The organism is Paenibacillus oenotherae, from assembly GCF_019443105.1.
In the GTDB taxonomy this organism is placed as follows: Bacteria; Bacillota; Bacilli; order Paenibacillales; family Paenibacillaceae; genus Paenibacillus_Z; species Paenibacillus_Z oenotherae.
Genome location: NZ_JAHZIJ010000003.1, coordinates 108,166 through 126,275, shown reverse-complemented (window position 1 = coordinate 126,275; position 18,110 = coordinate 108,166). Strand labels below are relative to the sequence as shown.

13 protein-coding genes are annotated in these 18,110 nt (G+C 52.6%); 3 read left to right on the top strand and 10 right to left on the bottom strand.

What is annotated here, in order from left to right; genetic code table 11:
- Positions 1-59: 59 nt before the first annotated feature.
- The 8 genes from pheT to K0T92_RS06780 form a co-directional block, all read right to left on the bottom strand.
- Positions 60-2,501 carry a phenylalanine--tRNA ligase subunit beta gene (gene pheT, locus K0T92_RS06810; protein WP_219871692.1) on the bottom strand — a complete coding sequence of 814 codons (2,442 nt, stop codon included), beginning with the start codon at positions 2,499-2,501 and terminating at the stop codon, positions 60-62.
- A gap of 19 nt (positions 2,502-2,520) precedes the next feature.
- Positions 2,521-3,561, bottom strand: a complete 1,041-nt coding sequence (pheS, locus tag K0T92_RS06805; protein ID WP_219871691.1) for a phenylalanine--tRNA ligase subunit alpha — start codon at positions 3,559-3,561, stop codon at positions 2,521-2,523.
- 147 nt (positions 3,562-3,708) lie between these two features.
- The gene (locus K0T92_RS25260) at positions 3,709-3,843 is read right to left on the bottom strand and encodes a hypothetical protein (protein WP_281423115.1); all 135 of its coding nucleotides are present in this window, start codon (positions 3,841-3,843) and stop codon (positions 3,709-3,711) included.
- A 139-nt stretch (positions 3,844-3,982) separates the two neighbouring features.
- Entirely contained in the window at positions 3,983-5,080 is a 1,098-nt protein-coding gene (locus K0T92_RS06800; RefSeq protein ID WP_219871690.1) for a DUF5011 domain-containing protein, read from the bottom strand.
- Between the two features lie 220 nt (positions 5,081-5,300).
- Positions 5,301-6,056: a YcnI family copper-binding membrane protein gene (locus K0T92_RS06795; protein WP_219871689.1), complete on the bottom strand. Its 756-nt coding sequence runs from the start codon at positions 6,054-6,056 to the stop codon at positions 5,301-5,303.
- Positions 6,057-6,208: 152 nt separating this feature from the next.
- A complete protein-coding gene (locus tag K0T92_RS06790) occupies positions 6,209-6,895 on the bottom strand; it encodes a response regulator (protein ID WP_219871893.1) in 687 nt (228 codons plus the stop codon).
- Positions 6,896-6,976: 81 nt separating this feature from the next.
- The gene (locus K0T92_RS06785) at positions 6,977-7,831 is read right to left on the bottom strand and encodes a sensor histidine kinase (protein ID WP_219871688.1); all 855 of its coding nucleotides are present in this window, start codon (positions 7,829-7,831) and stop codon (positions 6,977-6,979) included.
- Positions 7,832-7,853: 22 nt separating this feature from the next.
- Positions 7,854-9,524, bottom strand: coding sequence for a copper resistance CopC/CopD family protein (locus tag K0T92_RS06780; RefSeq protein WP_343223649.1), 1,671 nt, complete (start codon positions 9,522-9,524; stop codon positions 7,854-7,856).
- Between the two features lie 347 nt (positions 9,525-9,871).
- Between K0T92_RS06780 and K0T92_RS06775 the strand changes: the two genes are divergently transcribed.
- The 3 genes from K0T92_RS06775 (at position 9,872) to K0T92_RS06765 (ending at position 14,682) form a co-directional block, all read left to right on the top strand.
- A complete protein-coding gene (locus K0T92_RS06775) occupies positions 9,872-12,097 on the top strand; it encodes a ribonucleoside-diphosphate reductase subunit alpha (protein WP_219871687.1) in 2,226 nt (741 codons plus the stop codon).
- Positions 12,098-12,213: 116 nt separating this feature from the next.
- A complete protein-coding gene (locus tag K0T92_RS06770) occupies positions 12,214-13,251 on the top strand; it encodes a ribonucleotide-diphosphate reductase subunit beta (RefSeq protein ID WP_219871686.1) in 1,038 nt (345 codons plus the stop codon).
- Positions 13,252-13,434: 183 nt separating this feature from the next.
- Positions 13,435-14,682: a hypothetical protein gene (locus K0T92_RS06765; protein ID WP_219871685.1), complete on the top strand. Its 1,248-nt coding sequence runs from the start codon at positions 13,435-13,437 to the stop codon at positions 14,680-14,682.
- Positions 14,683-15,008: 326 nt separating this feature from the next.
- On the opposite strand, the gene K0T92_RS06760 is transcribed toward K0T92_RS06765, so the two are convergent.
- A complete protein-coding gene (locus K0T92_RS06760; RefSeq protein ID WP_219871684.1) occupies positions 15,009-15,422 on the bottom strand; it encodes a gamma-glutamylcyclotransferase family protein in 414 nt (137 codons plus the stop codon).
- A gap of 32 nt (positions 15,423-15,454) precedes the next feature.
- The gene (locus K0T92_RS06755; protein WP_219871683.1) at positions 15,455-17,572 is read right to left on the bottom strand and encodes a putative bifunctional diguanylate cyclase/phosphodiesterase; all 2,118 of its coding nucleotides are present in this window, start codon (positions 17,570-17,572) and stop codon (positions 15,455-15,457) included.
- Between the last annotated feature and the right edge of the window lie 538 nt (positions 17,573-18,110).

The following is an 18,110-nucleotide window of genomic DNA, read 5'->3' as shown; positions in this document are numbered from 1 at the left end:
AAACCGCATCGATTTTGTTCGCAAGGAACTAATTCGATGCGGCGCCGGGTATCTCCTGCCTATTTACGCAATTCCGCAGCAAAAGATTGTTCCAATTTCGCTACGACCCTACCGTGCAATTCGGTTACTTCTTCATCCGTCAGCGTACGGGCTTCATGGCGATATACCAGCGACAGCGCGACGCTCTTCTTCTCTGCACCGAGCTTCTCGCCGGTATAGATGTCGAACACGTTGACCGACTCCAGCAGTTCCCCTGCTGTCTCACGCACCTCTGCAATGACTTTGCCGACTTGAACGCCACGATCCAGCACAACGGCAATATCCCGCTGTATGGCCGGGTAGCGCGGCAGCACCTTGTATTCAATAGCAAAATTAGCTTCATCATACAATGGCGCCAGTTCAACCTCCAGCACATATACATCATTCAGATCCTGCTCCAGCTGCAAAGCCGGATGCACTTGGCCGATATAACCGATTGTCACCGGTCCACGCTCAGTCTGAAGCACAATTGCAGCCGTACGTCCCGGATGCATATGCTCCGGCTGAGCGGCCTCATAAGAGATCAGCCTGCTTACGCCAAGCACCTCGACCACTGTCTCCAGCACACCTTTAATATCGTAGAAATCGACAGGCACGGACTTGCGGTTCCATTGCGTGCTTGTTCTGATGCCCGTGAGCAGCACCGCAAGACGGTGTTTCTCCTGCGGCAAGCGAGTCAGCTCGACCTCATCCGTATGGAAGACACTGCCGATCTCGAACAGGGACAGATCCTCGTTCTTACGATTGCGGTTATAAGCAGCCGTTTCCAGCATTTGCGGCAGCAGACTCGTACGCAGCACGCTGCGGTCTTCACTCATCGGCAGCGATAGCCGGATCGGCTCCACTTTGCCGCTAAGCGCCGGGAACAGCTTCGCCCGATCCGGATGCGTGAAGGAATAGCTGATCACCTCATGCAGTCCGGCATCTGTCAGCCTTCTGCGAAGCTCGCGGCGGATTGCCTGCGGTTTCGTCAGTGCGCCAGGGGTCGTTGCTCCTTCGATCGAAGTCGTTGGAATGTTATCGTAACCGTACAGACGGGCCACTTCCTCGATCAAATCAACATCATACGCAATGTCACCGCGGCGCGAAGGCACCTTCACTGTGAATACCCCATCCGTTGAAAGCTCAAACGGAAAATGCAAGCGGCCCAGCAGTGTCTGCACTTCCAGCTTCGACAGATCTGTGCCGAGGTACCGGTTGATTTTGTCCAGGGATACGAACACTTCACGCTCAGCAGGCGCAGCAGCAGCCTCCTGAACGATTCCTTCCAGCACAAGCCCGCTTGCGTATTCCGCCATAAGCGCGGCCGCACGATCAAGCGCAGGAATGACACGGGAAGGATCTACACCTTTCTCGAAGCGGATGCTTGATTCGGAGCGAAGGCCGATTTGACGCGATGTTTTGCGCACGGTACCGCCATCGAAACGGGCCGACTCCAGCACAATATTAACGGTCGAAGCGTCAACCTCGGAGTTTGCGCCACCCATTACGCCCGCAAGCGCAATCGGCTTCTCGCCGTCCGTAATGACCAGCGTATGCGGCTCAAGCTTGCGCTCCTGATCATCCAGCGTCACCATAACCTCGCCTTCGCGGGCAAGGCGAACGACGATGCGGCCGCTGCCCACTTTATCCGCATCGAACGCGTGAAGCGGCTGTCCGTATTCCAGCAGGACGAAGTTCGTAATATCAACAACGTTGCTGATCGGACGAATGCCTGCCGCCATCAGTCGGTTCTGCATCCATTGCGGCGACGGGCCGATTTTGACACCCTTGATATAACGCGCCGCATAATGGGAGCACTGCTCCTTCGCTTCAATCTGCACCGACAAATGATCGGAAGCCTGTTCAACAGTGTCGGTTACTCGATTATTGGGCAGCTTCACCTCTCGTCCGGTCAATGCGCCTACCTCATAGGCAACTCCGAGCATGCTCAAGCAATCAGAACGATTCGGCGTCAAGTCCAGCTCAAGCACCTCGTCGTCAATGCCAAGCACCTCCAGAATGGATTGGCCGACTGCCAGTCCTTCTGGAAGCACCAGAATGCCCTCCTGCTGCTCCTTGGGCAGCAGCTTCTCATTCAGTCCAAGCTCCTTCGCCGAGCAAATCATGCCCTGCGACTCTACACCGCGAAGCTTGGCGCGCTTGATGGCAAAATCACCGGGAAGCTTCGCCCCGACCGTCGCAACCGGAACAAGCTGGCCCGCTGCAACATTCTTCGCGCCGCATACAATTTGCAGCGGCTCGCTTCCGCCCACATCTACCGTACAAACACTCAGCTTATCGGCATCAGGATGCTTCTCCCGCGTCACTACGCGTCCGACGACAACTCCGGTAACCCCTTTGTTGCGGGATTCCACGACATCGATCTCGATGCCGCCGCTTGTCATCAGCTCCGCCAGTCCTTCGCCCGTATAGCCGTTCAAATCGATATATTCACTTAACCATCTATAAGATACATTCATCGTATTGTCCTCCTATTCTCTAACCTTGCATGCGAACGAACTGGCCTAAGAAACGAGCATCATTCGTATAGAAATGACGAATATCATCAATGCCATACTTGAGCAGCGCGATGCGCTCCACACCCATGCCAAAGGCAAATCCGCTTACTTGCTCAGGATCATAGCCACCCATCTCCAGCACCCGTGGATGAACCATGCCGCATCCAAGAATTTCAAGCCATCCGGTGTGCTTGCACATCCGGCAGCCCTCGCCGCCGCATTGCGCGCATGAAATATCCACCTCAGCGCTTGGCTCTGTGAATGGGAAGAAGCTCGGACGGAGGCGAATCTGCGCCTGCTTGCCGAACATAAGCTGCGCGAACTGCAGCAATGTGCCTTTCAGATCGCTCATGCGAATGTTCGGCCCGATAACGAGGCCTTCGATCTGATTGAACTGGAACGAATGCGTAGCGTCATCATCATCGCGGCGATACACCTTGCCGGGGCAAATAACTTTGACCGGCGTCTTGCCGTTCATCGCCTTCATCGTCCGCACCTGTACAGGCGAGGTCTGCGTGCGCATCAGAATCTCATCCGTAATATAGAACGAGTCCTGCATATCGCGCGCCGGATGATCCTTGGGAAGATTAAGCGCCTCGAAATTGTAGTAGTCCGTCTCTACCTCCGGCCCTTCCGCAATCGTATAGCCCAATCCGATGAAAATATCCTCGATCTCCTGCGCCACCTTGTTCAGCGGATGCACAGCGCCTGCCGGAAGCTTGCTGCCGGGCAGCGTAACGTCGATCGTCTCCGCACGAAGCCGATTCTCTGTCTCCGCCTGCTGGAACGCGGATTGCTTCGCTTCAATAACAGCTTCAATAGCAGCGCGAACATCATTACCCACTTGACCAATAACCGGGCGCTCCTCTGCACTAAGTGCTCCCATGCCGCGCAGTATCTCGGTCAGCGCCCCCTTCTTGCCCAGGTACTTTACTCTCAAGTCGTTCAATTGCTGCGGGTCTGCCACTGTCGCCAGCTCACCAAGCGCCTCTGTACGCAGTGCTTCCAATCGTTCTTTCATTCCATCCATTCCCTTCCTCACAAAATAAAAAAAGGCCTTTCTCCCCGCAAGGGACGAAAGAACCGTGGTACCACCCTAATTCGGATTGCCAAAAGAAATGGACAACCCCTCATTACCGGCTGTAACGGGCCGGGGGCCGGGACTTCCCTACTTAATCGCCGCTCGGGCATGTTCAGGAGCCTGCTCAGGAGTGAACTTCAACAGCGTTCCACTTGCGAAGCCGCTCTCAATCCATGGCGCCTTCTCCCTGTGCACGAACTGCCGTTTACTTATCTCCATCATTGCATTGCTTGTATTACAAAGTATGCTTAGTTATCTATTATAAGCAAAGCTGAGCGCTGACGCAACAGGACTGCCCCTATAATCTTTATCGTGAATTTCACTCGCCAAAACAGCACATACATAGGCCACACCAAGCCCCCTATTGCTTGGCAGATGTGTACGAGGCTGCGACACGCACGGCCCGTGTCGCCGTCGCTGTGTTCCCGCTGCGATCCATAGCACTGTAAGTAAGTGTATACGTACCGGCAACCTTCGTGTTCACCTTGCCCCTTACCCTGACCGCCACACTTCCATCCATTCGATCATAGGCAAAAGCCCCCGGGTCCACGAACCTGCTCCCCGCCTCTACTTTCAGGAAATTCGGCCCCACCAGCATAATATGCGGTGCTGCCATATCCATCACCTGTACAATTCGGGTCACAGTCACCGTATTATTGCTGGCATCCGAGGCGCTGTAAGTCAGTGTATATCTGCCCGGCGCTTTTGTGTTCACGCTCCCCTTTACAGTTACAGCCACACATCCGTCCACCTCATCCCATGCCTCTGCCCCGGGCTCGACGTACATGCCGCCCCCCTCCACTGTCATCGGATTCACCCCTGTCAGCGTCAGAACCGGAGCCGTTGTATCCTTGACATCCAGGGAAGCCGCCGTACCGCTCTCCCGCATAAAGTCCTCGTCTCGGCAGCGGCCAACTCCCCATCTGCCGCCACTTGGTTCCATTCCCTTAACGAGGCTCACATTGTCCAGAACTGGCACCATGCCGCGGCTGTCAGGGTGCAGGGGGTACGCCGATTGTTCCATCACACGAACATTCCGTTTATTGACGATTGTATTGCCGCTGGCATCAGTTGCGCTGTAGGTCAGCGTATAAGTACCCGCTTCATTGGTGCGTACAACGCCCGAGACTTGCACAGCAACGCTTCCATCAACCTCATCGAATGCAGCCGCTCCCGGATCAACATACAGGCTGCCCCATTCAACGGTCATTGGATTGACACCGATTAATGTCATGACAGGCGCTGTTTTATCACGGCCCTGGTTGCTCTCTTTCATCTTGCCGGCACTGTCTGCCGCCACAAGCTCTTCGTGAACTGCCGCTGACACCGAAGGAGCCCCCTCACCATGTACAGGCACTAACCCGTACAGACCTCCTAATAAATAGGCTGCCCCCGTCAATGCCATCCAGCTTCTCAGCAGCCTTGCAGGCCGCTTGCCAAGAAATAAGCTATCCTTCATCGCAACCGCCTCTTTCATATTTTAATGATGACTACTACCTTCTCTACTAAATTCTATGAAGGCGGAAGATATAATAGTATCAGCATTTCATATGAAATATCGCGCATAAACAAAGAGGCACAGCATTCAGGAAGAGCGCCGGGATACAGACCTTTGTCTGCATTCCGGCATCTTCTTCTCCAAACGCTGTGCCTCATTAGATAGTGCCTGGTCTTTCATTCTAAGCTTTGCGCCGTCTCGCCATCGTCATGACGAGCGCCGCTATCGAAACGATACAGGCTGTAATGGATAGGATGAATGTTGCTGTTGTCATCGCACCGCCGTCATTATCGCCTTCCACTGCACCCCCGGCTGATTGAACCCCATCCGCAGCGGGAGCGGTTGTGTCACCGGCAGTGTTCGACGCTTCTGCACCGCCTGTATTCGCCGCAGCCTTATCAGCTGCATCTCCGCCGCCGGAAGCATTCCCTCCAAGACTGTGACCATCACCCTCAGCAGTCCCGGCGTTCACAACAGTCAGCGATGCTGGATATTTGGCATCCGTATTCGGTGCGCCGATCCACTCCACGACTTCGCCGTCGCTATAGGTTTGATAAGCCTTCCACACCAGATCCTTGGCGTCAGCGGCCACTTTGCCTTGCATGCGGAATTCTCCGAACTCCGTATGCGTCAGCCCGTCTCCTTCAGCCGTCCATGTAACGGATTTTACGATGCCGTCTCCTGTCGTCTCCAGCTCATACTTCCAGCCTGCCTTAGGCTCGATCCGTTTGAACTCCACGCCTTCCGCAATTGTTACCTTGACGCTCTTGGTCGTTACCTCTTCCTTCTCGCTCGGTACACGAACCGTGAACACCTCGTAGCTGCCCTGTTTCGTTTCCTTAGGCTGTACCGTAACATGCGCGCTCGCAAGCCCTGCATACAGGAACAACGATGTTACAATCGCAGTCATAATTACCCATTGCTTCATCTGTTTCATTATCACTAAGCCTCCTAAATGATAGACACCGTATACCAACCTCAACATTCACGCTCAGAAGTGAATCCTTGGTTATTATAACGTGCTGCCATCCGGATGCAATGACTCCAAAGGGCTATGCCATTGTGACAATGCTGTGACACCTCTACCCGCTATTCTCTATTCAAGAGCCCTTTCTCCAGCGCATACCGAGCCAGCTGTACCCGATTCTCCAAATGCAGCTTCTGCAAAATATTTTTCAAGTGGTTCTTGATCGTATGCTCGGATAGCCCGAACGTCTCCGCGATCTGCCGATTGGAATCGCCGGATGCGACCCGCTCCAACACCTCACGCTCACGCTGAGTCAGCGGCGTCCTGCCCTCTTCGGCAGGGGCAGCAGGGGAGCCTGCTCCAATGGCTGCCCCTGCCTCCCCGTAGGCCCCCGTCTTATTCGGGGCTTCACGGCCCCCAAGCGCCGGGACACTGCCGCTGCCATTAAACTCCTGCAGCATCCGGAAGGCCAGTTCCTTCGACAACGGCGCTTCATCGACGGCAACCGCGCGCAAATATTCCAGCCATGCCGAGGGCGACAAATTTTTGAGCAGGTAGCCCTGCGCCCCCCGCTTGATCGCTTCGAAGAGATCGGTAATATCGTCGGATACCGTCACCATGACGATTTTGATTCGCGGATCGGCGTTCTTAATGTAATGCGTCGCTTCCATCCCATTCATGACGGGCATATTAATATCCATCAGCACCAGATCCGGTTCCAGCTCGATCGCAAGCGCAACGGCCTGTTCTCCGTTAACCGCTTCACCGACAATGGTGAAGGACGGATCGCAGCTCACAATCTCCCTCATCCCTTCCCTTCCATGAGGGTGATCGTCTGCGAGCAGGACGCGAATTGCCCCTTTTTCTTTGGCGTCTCCTTCTTTCACTGCCTACGCCCCCTTCACAATCTCGACGATCATGCCGTCTCCCGCATTTGGCCCGCCGCTTGCAGCTATCCGCCTAATATCGAGTCTCCAGCCCATCGCCCGCGCTCTGCCCTGCATCATTCGAATGCCGTAACGACCTTTGGCCAGCAGCTCGGCTTCATCCGCACCAATTCCGTCATCCGCTACAGTACAGACGAAACCGCTGCCTGATGGCTGCGGTACTGCTCGAACCGTTAACCGCTCGGCATTCGCATGCTTCTGCACATTCAGCATCGACTCCCGAACGATGGCAAGCAGCTCTACCTTCTCCTTGCTCGTCAGATGGCTGTCCCGCAATTGCCAGTCCATGACCACCTTCAGACCTCCAAGCTCCAGCTCCTCCGCCATCCGCTGCACCGACTGCATCCATTGAACCTCCGTCTTGGCGGGCTCGCTCTGCAGACTTGCAATGGACTGCCGCACATCCTCGTATACATGCCGGACCGTGGAACGGATCTCGTCGGTCGTTGTCCGGATGTCCCCATGATCCTGCGCTTTCTCCAGCTTATCCAGCTTGACTGACAGCAGAAACAGCGATTGCGAGATCCCGTCATGCAGCTCGCGGGCCAACTGCTCGCGTTCCATGAAAGCAGCCTTCGCCGTCTGCTCCTGATGCAGCGTATCGGTAACATTCTCCATCATGCGGAACAATTTGCGCACCAGCGTCATCGTGATGAGGAACACCAGAACCGGAGCAAGCACATTGCCCAGATCCATAGATATGACCGGCAGCAGAAAGGCATGCCGCACATACTCCCAGAGCGCGAGCGTTACGGTCGGGATTACGAGAATAAGCCATTTGATCCGTTGATACGGCATGTCCGTTTCCCCTCCGATATCATTAATAGTTCGAGAACTCGTATTGCTCGACCTTCTCGTTATCCTCCTGATCCATTACCCGTATCTCCGCCTTCCACCTTCCGGCAAACGGGATATAAGGGCCTTCCGCCTTATAGTCCATTTTAACAAACCCCTCGAAGGACGTAATATCTTTATCATCCTTGTTCACTTCAAGCGGCACATCAATGGGCCCCATCTCCTCGCGATCCAGCGACCGCAGACGAAGCAGCGTAGACTTCGGCACTCCCGCCTTGTCTGGAAGCCATACTTTGAGCGTAAATTTGTTGACGCCCGGTTTGTTAGGCGAGATGCGGAGCGTCAGATGCATATCCGTGCCCATCTTATGATAATAGACCGGCGCATTCGCCGGCAGCGGACTAATATAAGTAAAGAGCGCGGCGACAGCGATAATAAGCGCCATAACTCCGATATCGACTCGCAGCAGCGAATACGCCGGAAGATCGCCCCTCCTTGCACGCAAATGCAGTACTCCCCCTACAATGAGGACGACACAGACAAGCCCTGTTTTGACCAGAAGCAGCGTTCCCCATGAGGTATAGAACAGATAGTCCCAGCCTGGCAGGAACAGCAGCGTCATCCCGACACCGGTTAGAATGAGCAGGGATAGTGAAATTAGCGCCGCCCGTGAGAAGCGCGCTGCAAAACGCCCTGCTTCCTTCCGGTCAGCAATCCACAGCACAAGCAGCAGCGCAAGCCCGCCTGCCAGCACTGCAGATGCAGCCAGATGAATGAAATCCATCAGCACAGTCGCAGCAGCCGGCTTGAACACGACCGCATGCCCGCTCCAGCTCTCCAGCCCCAGCAGGGCCGCCACCCACAGCACACGCACAACCTTGCCAAGCCGCAGCAGCGGGAAGCTGGCTACGGTCAGCACAATCAGTGCCAGCCAGCCGCGCCCCACAGAGGTATGAAGGAACAGGCGGCTGTAGTCTTCACTAGGAAAGCCAGTCAGTATATCTCTTGCATGGACGAATACAAAGACAAGCGCAGTTATGAGCAGTGCGCGCAGCGCCACCGGCTCCCATCGGCCTACTGCCTCCTTCAGCGCGTCTTGGCGCCCCCCCATAACCGACCATAGAACAAGTCCGGCTGCAAGCAGCATGACAGCATAATAAGCAATTCGCGCCGCATAAATAATAAATTGTCCCGTGGTCAACTGGGTCGAAGCAGTATGCCCTTCATGCCCCAGCTCATTATGAGGACCGAATGTCGAAGCATCGACCCCTTCAGGGGGATCGCCGACGACAAAGATGTAAGAGCCGTTGACGGGATGTCCGTCAGCCGAAATAATCTGATAGGACACCGTGTATACGCCTTCCCCAAGCTGTGGCAGTGACAAGAGGAGCGATTTGCGGTCGCTGCCAGTCACAGCCTTCTCCCCCGTTACCGGCTTCGAACGCGAATCGAGCACGGCAATCGACCCGACATTGGGTTCAATGGCCTCGTTGAAGAACAGCTCTACAGCTTGAGGAGAAGTATCCATCCCCGTATTGGGCTCAGGAACAGCACGCTCCATTTCCGCATGCGCCTCCACCGTGACAGGCGAACCGATCAGCAGCAGCATGAGCAGCAAGCCCGCAGTCAGTGCGGCACATGCTCTTCCTATAGAAACCATGTAACGCGGATATGCAAACATCGTGTTAAATGTCACTTCCTCTCCTTGATGAACATTGACTGCCAATGGGCAATGTCATCCATTAGTTTACTAAACGAACAGGGACAACACCATTCCATAAATTCGAACTTTTTATGAGCAACTAATAAATATTTATTGGGCATCATTCGTCCCTCCATAGCATTTACGATTATAAAAATATGAGTCACGGCAAGTTTTCATCGTCTTTTCAAAGGAAAAATTAGCCCTTTTTGGCACGGTTTTATGTCGAACTGAATGCCTTGACATACACTATATATTGGTGTAATTTAGTTTAATGTCATCAAGATATTGTGTATATAGGGGTTAAATACGACACCCATCTACAAGGAGTGAAACCGCTCGTGGATATTATTAAAAGGAACGGCCAGAAAGAAGAACTTATCTTCTCCAAATTAAAGAAAGTCATCGATTTCTCATGTGTGGGTTACAACGATTGCGATCCGCTCGAGCTGGAAACGGCGCTGCTGCCTTACTTCCGCAATAATATTACGACCAAGGAAATTCAGCGTACGCTCACGCAAGTAGCAGTAGAGAAAACCAGCATCGAACAGCCGAATTGGCAGTACGTTGCGGCAAAGCTGCTCGTGTACGATCTCTATAAAGAATCTGCCATCAACCGGAAGTATGGCTACTTCGGTTACGGTGATTTCTATTCCCTCATTACTTATTTGACCGAGAAGGGCTTCTATGGCAAGTACATACTGGAGCACTATACCCGCGATGAGATTCGCGAGCTCGGCAACTACATCTCGCCGGAACGCGATTATCTGTTCAACTATATCGGCTTGAAGACTTTGGCTGACCGTTACCTCATTAAAGGCTATAACGGCGAAGTGCTGGAGCTGCCTCAGGAGCTGTTCATGGGCGTTGCCATGCATCTGGCCATGAAGGAGACGGACAAGCTCGGCTGGGCCCGCAAGTTCTACGATGTGCTGAGCCGTCTGCAGATGACGGTCGCAACCCCTACTCTGGCGAATGCGCGCAAGCCGTTCCATCAGCTGTCCAGCTGCTTTATCGATACGGTGCCGGACAATCTGTGGGGCATCTACAATGTCGATTCCAGCTTCGCGCAAGTATCGAAGTTCGGCGGCGGCATGGGAATCTATATCGGCAAGGTACGGAGCCGCGGCTCCAACATCCGAGGCTACAAGGGCGTCGCAGGCGGCGTAGTGCCATGGATCAAGAACTACAACAATACAGCCATTGCGGTTGACCAGCTTGGCGTACGCTCCGGTGCTGTTGCGGTTTACCTTGACGTCTGGCACAAGGATATCCTTGACTTCCTCAATCTGAAGACCAACAACGGCGATGACCGGATGAAGGCACATGATATTTTCCCTGGCGTATGTATTCCCGATCTGTTCATGCGCAAGGTGCAGGAGCGCGATTCCTGGTTCCTGTTCGATCCGCATGAGGTTCGCTCTTACATGGGCTGGGCGCTTGAGGATTCGTGGGGCGATGAGTGGGAGCGCCGCTATGAGGAGTGCGTGAACAACCCGGTGCTATCTCGTGAAGAGGTTCCTGCCATCGACATTATGAAACGAATACTGACCAGCTCCTTCGAGACTGGCACTCCCTTCATCTTCTATCGGGATACCGTTAATCGCGCGAACCCGAATAAACATAAAGGCATCGTCTACTGCTCCAATCTGTGTACAGAAATTTGCCAGAACATGAGCCCGACGGAATATGTCACTACAACGCATGAGGACGGCATCATTACAACACAGGTGAAGAGCGGCGATTATGTGGTCTGCAACCTGTCTTCACTGAATCTTGGCCGTACACGCACGAAGGAAGAGATTGAAGAGGTTGTTTCTTGTCAAATGCGGATGATGGATAATGTTATCGACCTGAACCACTACCCGATTCCGCAAGCGGAAATTACGAACCAGAAGTACCGCGCCGTCGGCCTTGGCACAAGCGGCTATCATCAATGGCTTGCTCTGAACGGCATCTCATGGGAATCCGAGGAGCATCTGGATCGTGCAGACGAGCTGTATGAGTGGATTAACTACTGCGCAGTGAAGGCATCCATGGAAATTGCCAAGGAAAAAGGCGCTTATCGCGTATTTGAAGGCAGCGAATGGCAGACCGGAGAGTTTTTTGACCGCCGTGGTTATGAAGGGCCATTGTGGCAGAAACTAAAGGCTGATGTAGCAGAGCATGGCGTACGCAACGCCTGGATGTTCGCTATCGCGCCTACCGCTTCAACATCGCTCATAGCGGGATCTACAGCAGGCATTGACCCTATCTTCAACAAGTTCTTCGTTGAGGAGAAGAAGAATGCCGTCATTCCGCAAACTGCGCCGAACTTGAATGACGAGACATTCTGGTTCTACAAGGAAGCCCATCACATTGATCAGCACTGGAGCATCCGCGCAGCGGGCCGCCGCCAGCGTCACATCGATCAGGCACAATCCTTCAACCTGTATATTACGCCGGAATATACAGCCAAGGAATTCCTTGATTTGTACATGGCCGCATGGGAGAACGGTCTCAAGACCGTATACTATTGCCGCAACAAAAGTCTTGAAGTGGAAGATTGCGTAAGCTGCAGCGCCTAGAGCGCTGCAGCTTTGCTGCCAGTGGGAACTGCTGTTACAACAAGCGCTGGACGTGATCCATCGCCATTCAATCATATGCGCTTGATGCTGTGTTAAGTAATGAAGGAGGAACAACCATGGAGTTACAGAAGAAAAAGCTGTTCAATGAGGATGGCGACCGCGACTGGGGCAAGCGCCGCATGATCGGCGGCAACACGACCAACCTCATCGAGCTTAATAATGTCAAATACGATTGGTCAACCAAGATGTACCGGACGATGATGAACAACTTTTGGATTCCCGAGGAAATCCCTCTCGCCCAAGACGCGAAGGATTATCGCAATCTGTCGCTTTCCGAGCGCAACAGCTACGATAAAATCATCAGCTTCCTGATCTTCCTCGACTCGCTCCAAACGGCGAACCTGCCAAACGTGAATGAGTATATTACAGCGCCAGAGGTTAACCTGTGCCTTACCGTCCATACGTTCCAGGAAGCGGTACACAGCCAATCCTACTCCTATATCCTTGATAGCGTCTGCTCAGCGGAAGTCCGCGATCAAATCTACAACCTGTGGCGTGAAGACAAGAACCTGCTGAAGCGGAACCGTTTTATCACCGACCTGTACGAGAATTTCATTGCCAACCCATCGTCCCAGAACCTGATCAAGACGATTATGGCGAACTATATTCTTGAAGGCATCTACTTCTATAGCGGCTTCAGCTTCTTCTATGCGCTCGGTCGTCAAGGCAAAATGCTCGGAACCGTATCCGAGATCAAATATATTCAGCGGGATGAATTGACTCACCTCGCCCTGTTCCAAGGCATCTTCCGTGAAGTCCGCAAGGAGAATCCGGAATTGTTCACTCCTGTGCTTGTTGAAGAGCTGCGCCAAATGATGCGCACTGCCGTCGAGCATGAAATCGAGTGGGGCCAATACATTACGAACAATCAAATTGCCGGCATAACGAACGAAATTATCGATCAATACATTAAGTTCCTGTCCAACGAGCGTCTTCGCAAGCTTGGTCTGGACATCCTTTACCCGGAGATTGTGGAGCATCCAATGAAATGGGTCGAAAGCTTCAGCAACATGAACGGCATGAAAACCGATTTCTTCGAGCAAAAAGTAACCAACTACAGCAAATCCTCCAACCTGAACTGGGGCGACCTGTAAGCTTGCTGCGAAGTTGTACCTCCAGAGTCCCTTTGCGGTGGCTTTGGAGGTTTTTTCATATTAGGCCCCAGCAACCCTGTAAGCCAAGACTTAAGTCCGGTTTCAATACTAGACCCCAGACAATTCATCTGCCCGGGCCTTACCTGTAAGATAAGAGAAGTGAAACGAACTGGAGGAATTATCATGTCGGAAGAGCTTGCCTCCGCAACTGGAATTGCTGCACTTGTCTTTCTTTTATTTGCGCTTTTTGCCGGATATGGTATCGGCAGCATCGCCTACCGGAATACAGTGACACATATGCGCCGCTCTGCCCGCTTCAATCTGGCTCTACTGGCGCTGATGGGGATGACGGCCGCAATTATCATATCGATATTCCTGTACGCGGTCACATGGAGTCCCTCTCTAATATGGAACACACTACTCTATATCCCGTTAGTCATGGCTCCGCTTGCAGCTGTTATTATACTTGCACTGCCCCGGCTGCTCCAGCTTGCCCGGCTGGTGCCAGACAACAGGCATGACGCTGCCAGCCGCACGAAGCGAAGGGCTGCTGCCGATGTACGGCTCGTCGTTCCCGTTCAATCGCTAACCATCGGCGCTCTGGTCTGCATTTATCTGCTTCTCTATCCTCTGCCGGTACCGGCAGGCACCGAATTGCTCATTATTACGCTCGTTATGCTGTCAGCTGCTGCACTGCTGGCATGGAGACAATCGATTCGTCGCAGACGCATCCATCGTGACGACGGGACATCGCTTATTCATTCCGTTAAGCGAATCAGTGTGTACACATCCGCATGCGGACTGATCGTTCTCGGCATCACTTATCCTGCTCTTAATGTCAAGCAAGGCCTTAATTCCTTGAACCCTAATCGCGGGGACGATTATGGAACTGTAGACTTTGGAATTAGCAGCGACCCCATAGAGGGCGTTCAGAACAACAAGTCAGGCGACAACGCCGAGACTATCGATCCGATCAAGCATAATAACCAGAATGCTGATCCTTTCCAGAACCAGAAGCCGCGCAACCAGAATGTGGGCCCCCGCCTAAGCGAGCAGCAGGAGAGCCGGATCATCAATTCTGGCAAGCCAGACCAGCAGAGCGAGATTGGTCATCCCGGCACAGGCAATCAGCAGAGCAGCCTTAATTTCGGCAAGCCCGGCCAGCAGCAGCAGAGCGAGATTGGTTATTCTGGCTTGGGCGAACAGCAGAGCAGCCAGATCATTAATTTCGGCAAGCTCCACCAACTGCAGAGCGAGATCGGTTATTCTGGCTTGGGCGAACAGCAGGATAGCCCGTTCGTTGATCCCAACTCAGGGGAGCAGCAGAAGGAGATGATTGGCATGAAAGGCCAATCCGTTGCTGACCTATACCAAAGAGGGTTGTTCACTAACGCGCTGGTCATGCGCATAGAGAACAACCCTCTTCTGTGATCTCAATCGATAGGCTGCCTGGTTCTCCAAATGAGAGATATCTGATGTGCTCCCTACTCAGAAGGCAGAGAAGGAAACCTGCGAAAGTGCAGGAATTTCAGCCAAAGACAGCACTAGGAGATAAAATACATGCGAGGAGGCTGGAATTGACCGCAGCAATGGGCCGCTCGAAGAAAATAAGACGGAATACCTGCACTTTGGCAAGCATTTCGTCTTTAAGCAGGCTGAAACGAGAGAAATCCTGCCTTTGCGCAGGAATGTTCCCCGTTATGGGACTGCTCCTCTCCTCCCGTCAGGAAGTATTGCAGCTGCCTTTTAACGTGCTATTATTCCGCAGCCATCCTGTTCTTGCAGAACTCCGGCCAGTATTGCTCCATAATAGGAGGGCAGCCGCGGGGCGAGTCCCAGATGTATACCCAGCCGCACTGCTCCGAACAGTCGGCATCAGCCGTCCATATGCGATCATAATCATTGCTCTCTTCTATGCCGCCAAAATCCTCAAGCTGATCCATTCCCTGCAGCCCGCTCTCAGTGACATCGATCCACATCCCCCGAACGTACCGCTCTTCACGGAAGGCTGATTCATCCCTTATCAGAGCAGGATAGGCTCCAACATCTACAAGCCTGCCGACAATGCGTCCCGGACGTGCAGCAATCATCCTATTAGACACAACGTGATGATTCGCTTGTCCTGGCAGCAGCGAGCCATAGATAAACACAGAGATAACGTTGTGATTCATTCTGATACGGCCCCTTTCACCTCGGTACCTTTTCAGGCCATCTGGTTGCGGTGTCTGTACCAATTCTCAAACAGGTTTGCAGGAATCGGCTTTGTAAAATAAAAGCCCTGCGCTTCCTCGCATTGACGATCACGCAGAAAACGAATCTGCTCGTCATTCTCGACGCCCTCTGCCGTAACTTTGAGCTTCAGATGTTTGGCCATTGCTGTAATGGTCGTTACAATCGCAGCATCGCTGCCATCCTCAGCAAGATCATTAACGAAGGAGCGGTCGATCTTCAGCTTATCAATTGGGAATTTCTTCAAATAAGCCAGCGAGCTGTATCCGGTGCCGAAATCATCGATGCTGATCTGGACGCCAATCGCCTTCAAGCTGGTCAGCATCTCCGTCGCAAACTCCACATCGCTCGTCATACTCTCCGTTATCTCCAAGTCCAGATATTGCGGATTCATTCCTGTTTGCTCAAGAATCGCCATTATGCGCTCCGCCAGTCCATGCTGCCGGAACTGCCGCATAGATAAATTAACCGACATCATGATCGGCGGGAGGCCTGCATCCTGCCAAGCCTTGTTCTGCTTGCATGCCGACTTGAGCACCCATTCGCCAAGCGGCAGTATTAAACCGTTCTCTTCGGTAAGCGGTATGAACTCTCCTGGCGGCAGCAGTCCACGCTGTGGATGATGCCACCGGACAAGCGCTTCGACACCAACTACCTTGCCGGTATTCAAATTAACGAGCGGCTGGTAAGCAAGCGTGAATTGCTCCTGCTCCAGCGCCCTGCGCAAATCGCTCTCCAAGCGGAGCCGATCATGTGCTGTCACATTCATCTCCGGCATATAATTCGCAAATTCATTGCGATGAACCTTCGCGCTGTACATCGCAGTGTCCGCATTTTTAATCAATACATCAACGCATTCGCCGTCCTGCGGAAAAAATGAAATGCCGACACTTATCGTCACATGATATTCCGCTTCGCCCAATACGAACGGCGCATCGAACAACCCCATAAGGGCTTGGGCATGCTTGTCTGCTGCTGCCTTGTTCTCAAGATCCGGCAGCAGGATGACGAACTCGTCCCCTCCCATGCGGAATACGTGGTCGGGCTTAGCGGCAGCATGGCGCAAGCGCTGCGAGACAGCCTGCAGCATTTCATCACCAAAGGAATGGCCCAGCGCATCATTAATCGTCTTGAATCGGTCAATATCGAGCAGCATAATTGCGAGCCGATTGTCGTTCTGCCTTGCCCGCTGCATCTCGGCATTCAACCGTTCACCGAACAAGCGGCGATTCGCAAGTCCTGTTAATTCATCATGAAACGCCAAGTAATTGATTCGTGAATCCGAGCGCTTTTGCTGCTTGAACGGCTCTTCGATCGTAACGTAATAAATGCCCTTCAGCAGAAAATAATAGCCTACAAGCTTGTACAGGTGACCGAACAGCATATCGGTGTCATTCATGCTGTTTCCAAGAATGAATTGAATATTCGCGAACAGGAAGAACACCATTGACTGCACAATGGTAAGCAGCGCCTGCGGGCGTTCATTGCGGTTGCTGTACAGAATAGTTCCTATCGTGATCAGATAAGACAGGAGAATGACCGTTTTGCTTACAGAACGCAAACCAACGAGGCTCATTCCGGTCAGCAGCTCCGCTGAGGGTCCAGCCAGGTAGTAAATGATAATCGCGAGCAGTGCTCCGATTCCTAGTGCGGTGCCGACAACAGGCAGTCTTTGGGTGGCAGCAATCGGCATATCCTCCTTGCGAAAAATAAAATAGAGGCCGATTGCGCCAGTCATTTGAGCTATTGCGGCAAAAATTAGCGTCATGGACGTATCGCCGACGGGCTGATAGAACGGCATGCCTTTCATTGTGAGCGCATGCAGCATATCGAACAAGCCGACAACACCGAACAGTGCAGCCGTGTACAGACGCTGGCGGGAAAGCGATTTTGCAAAGAAAAGCCAGCCTAACGCAAGCATGGTGAAGCTAACCGCAAAGCTGATGAATTCCGTGCCGGAGTGAATAAACAAGTAGGTATGTTCAGGGATCAATACATATAACTCACCATGAAAAATTCTCATGATAATAAAGCCGGATATGGCGACGAAGGCTGTCCAAATCGTAATTTTTTCCGCTCGGTTAATTGACACGTTGTCCTCCTTTTTGAAGGAAAGCCAGAAGATGTCTATTTATTGTATGATGAATAGATTTGCCGAAATATTGCAGTGTGCGATCATACTCTGAGCTTCATGCTGATTTGAGAAACGCTGAGACAAGAAATGCAGCCCTATCATTGCCGATATGAGAGATAATGTCTATAAGTACGATAGTTGCTGATACTTGCTGGTGTTGCTGGTGTTGTTACTTGATACTGCTACTGCTACTTGATACTGCTGCTGTTACTTGATGCAGCTGCTGTTACTTGATACTGCTACTGTTACTGCTACTTGTATCGCTATAGATTACCTATGTACCAGGTTAGTGAAAAATCCCCTGCCGAATAAGTGTTTCATAAACGGTGACTTTCCTGCGATAATGCAGCTTTTTTCTCATTCCTGCGTGCTGAAGCTGAAATGCCTGCCAAAACGCAGGTATTTCCACCACATTTGCTCCAATCAATCATTTCCGCTTAATATTCCTGCACTTACGCAGGCATTTCAGCATTTGCGGTCATTTTAAACCGGAAAT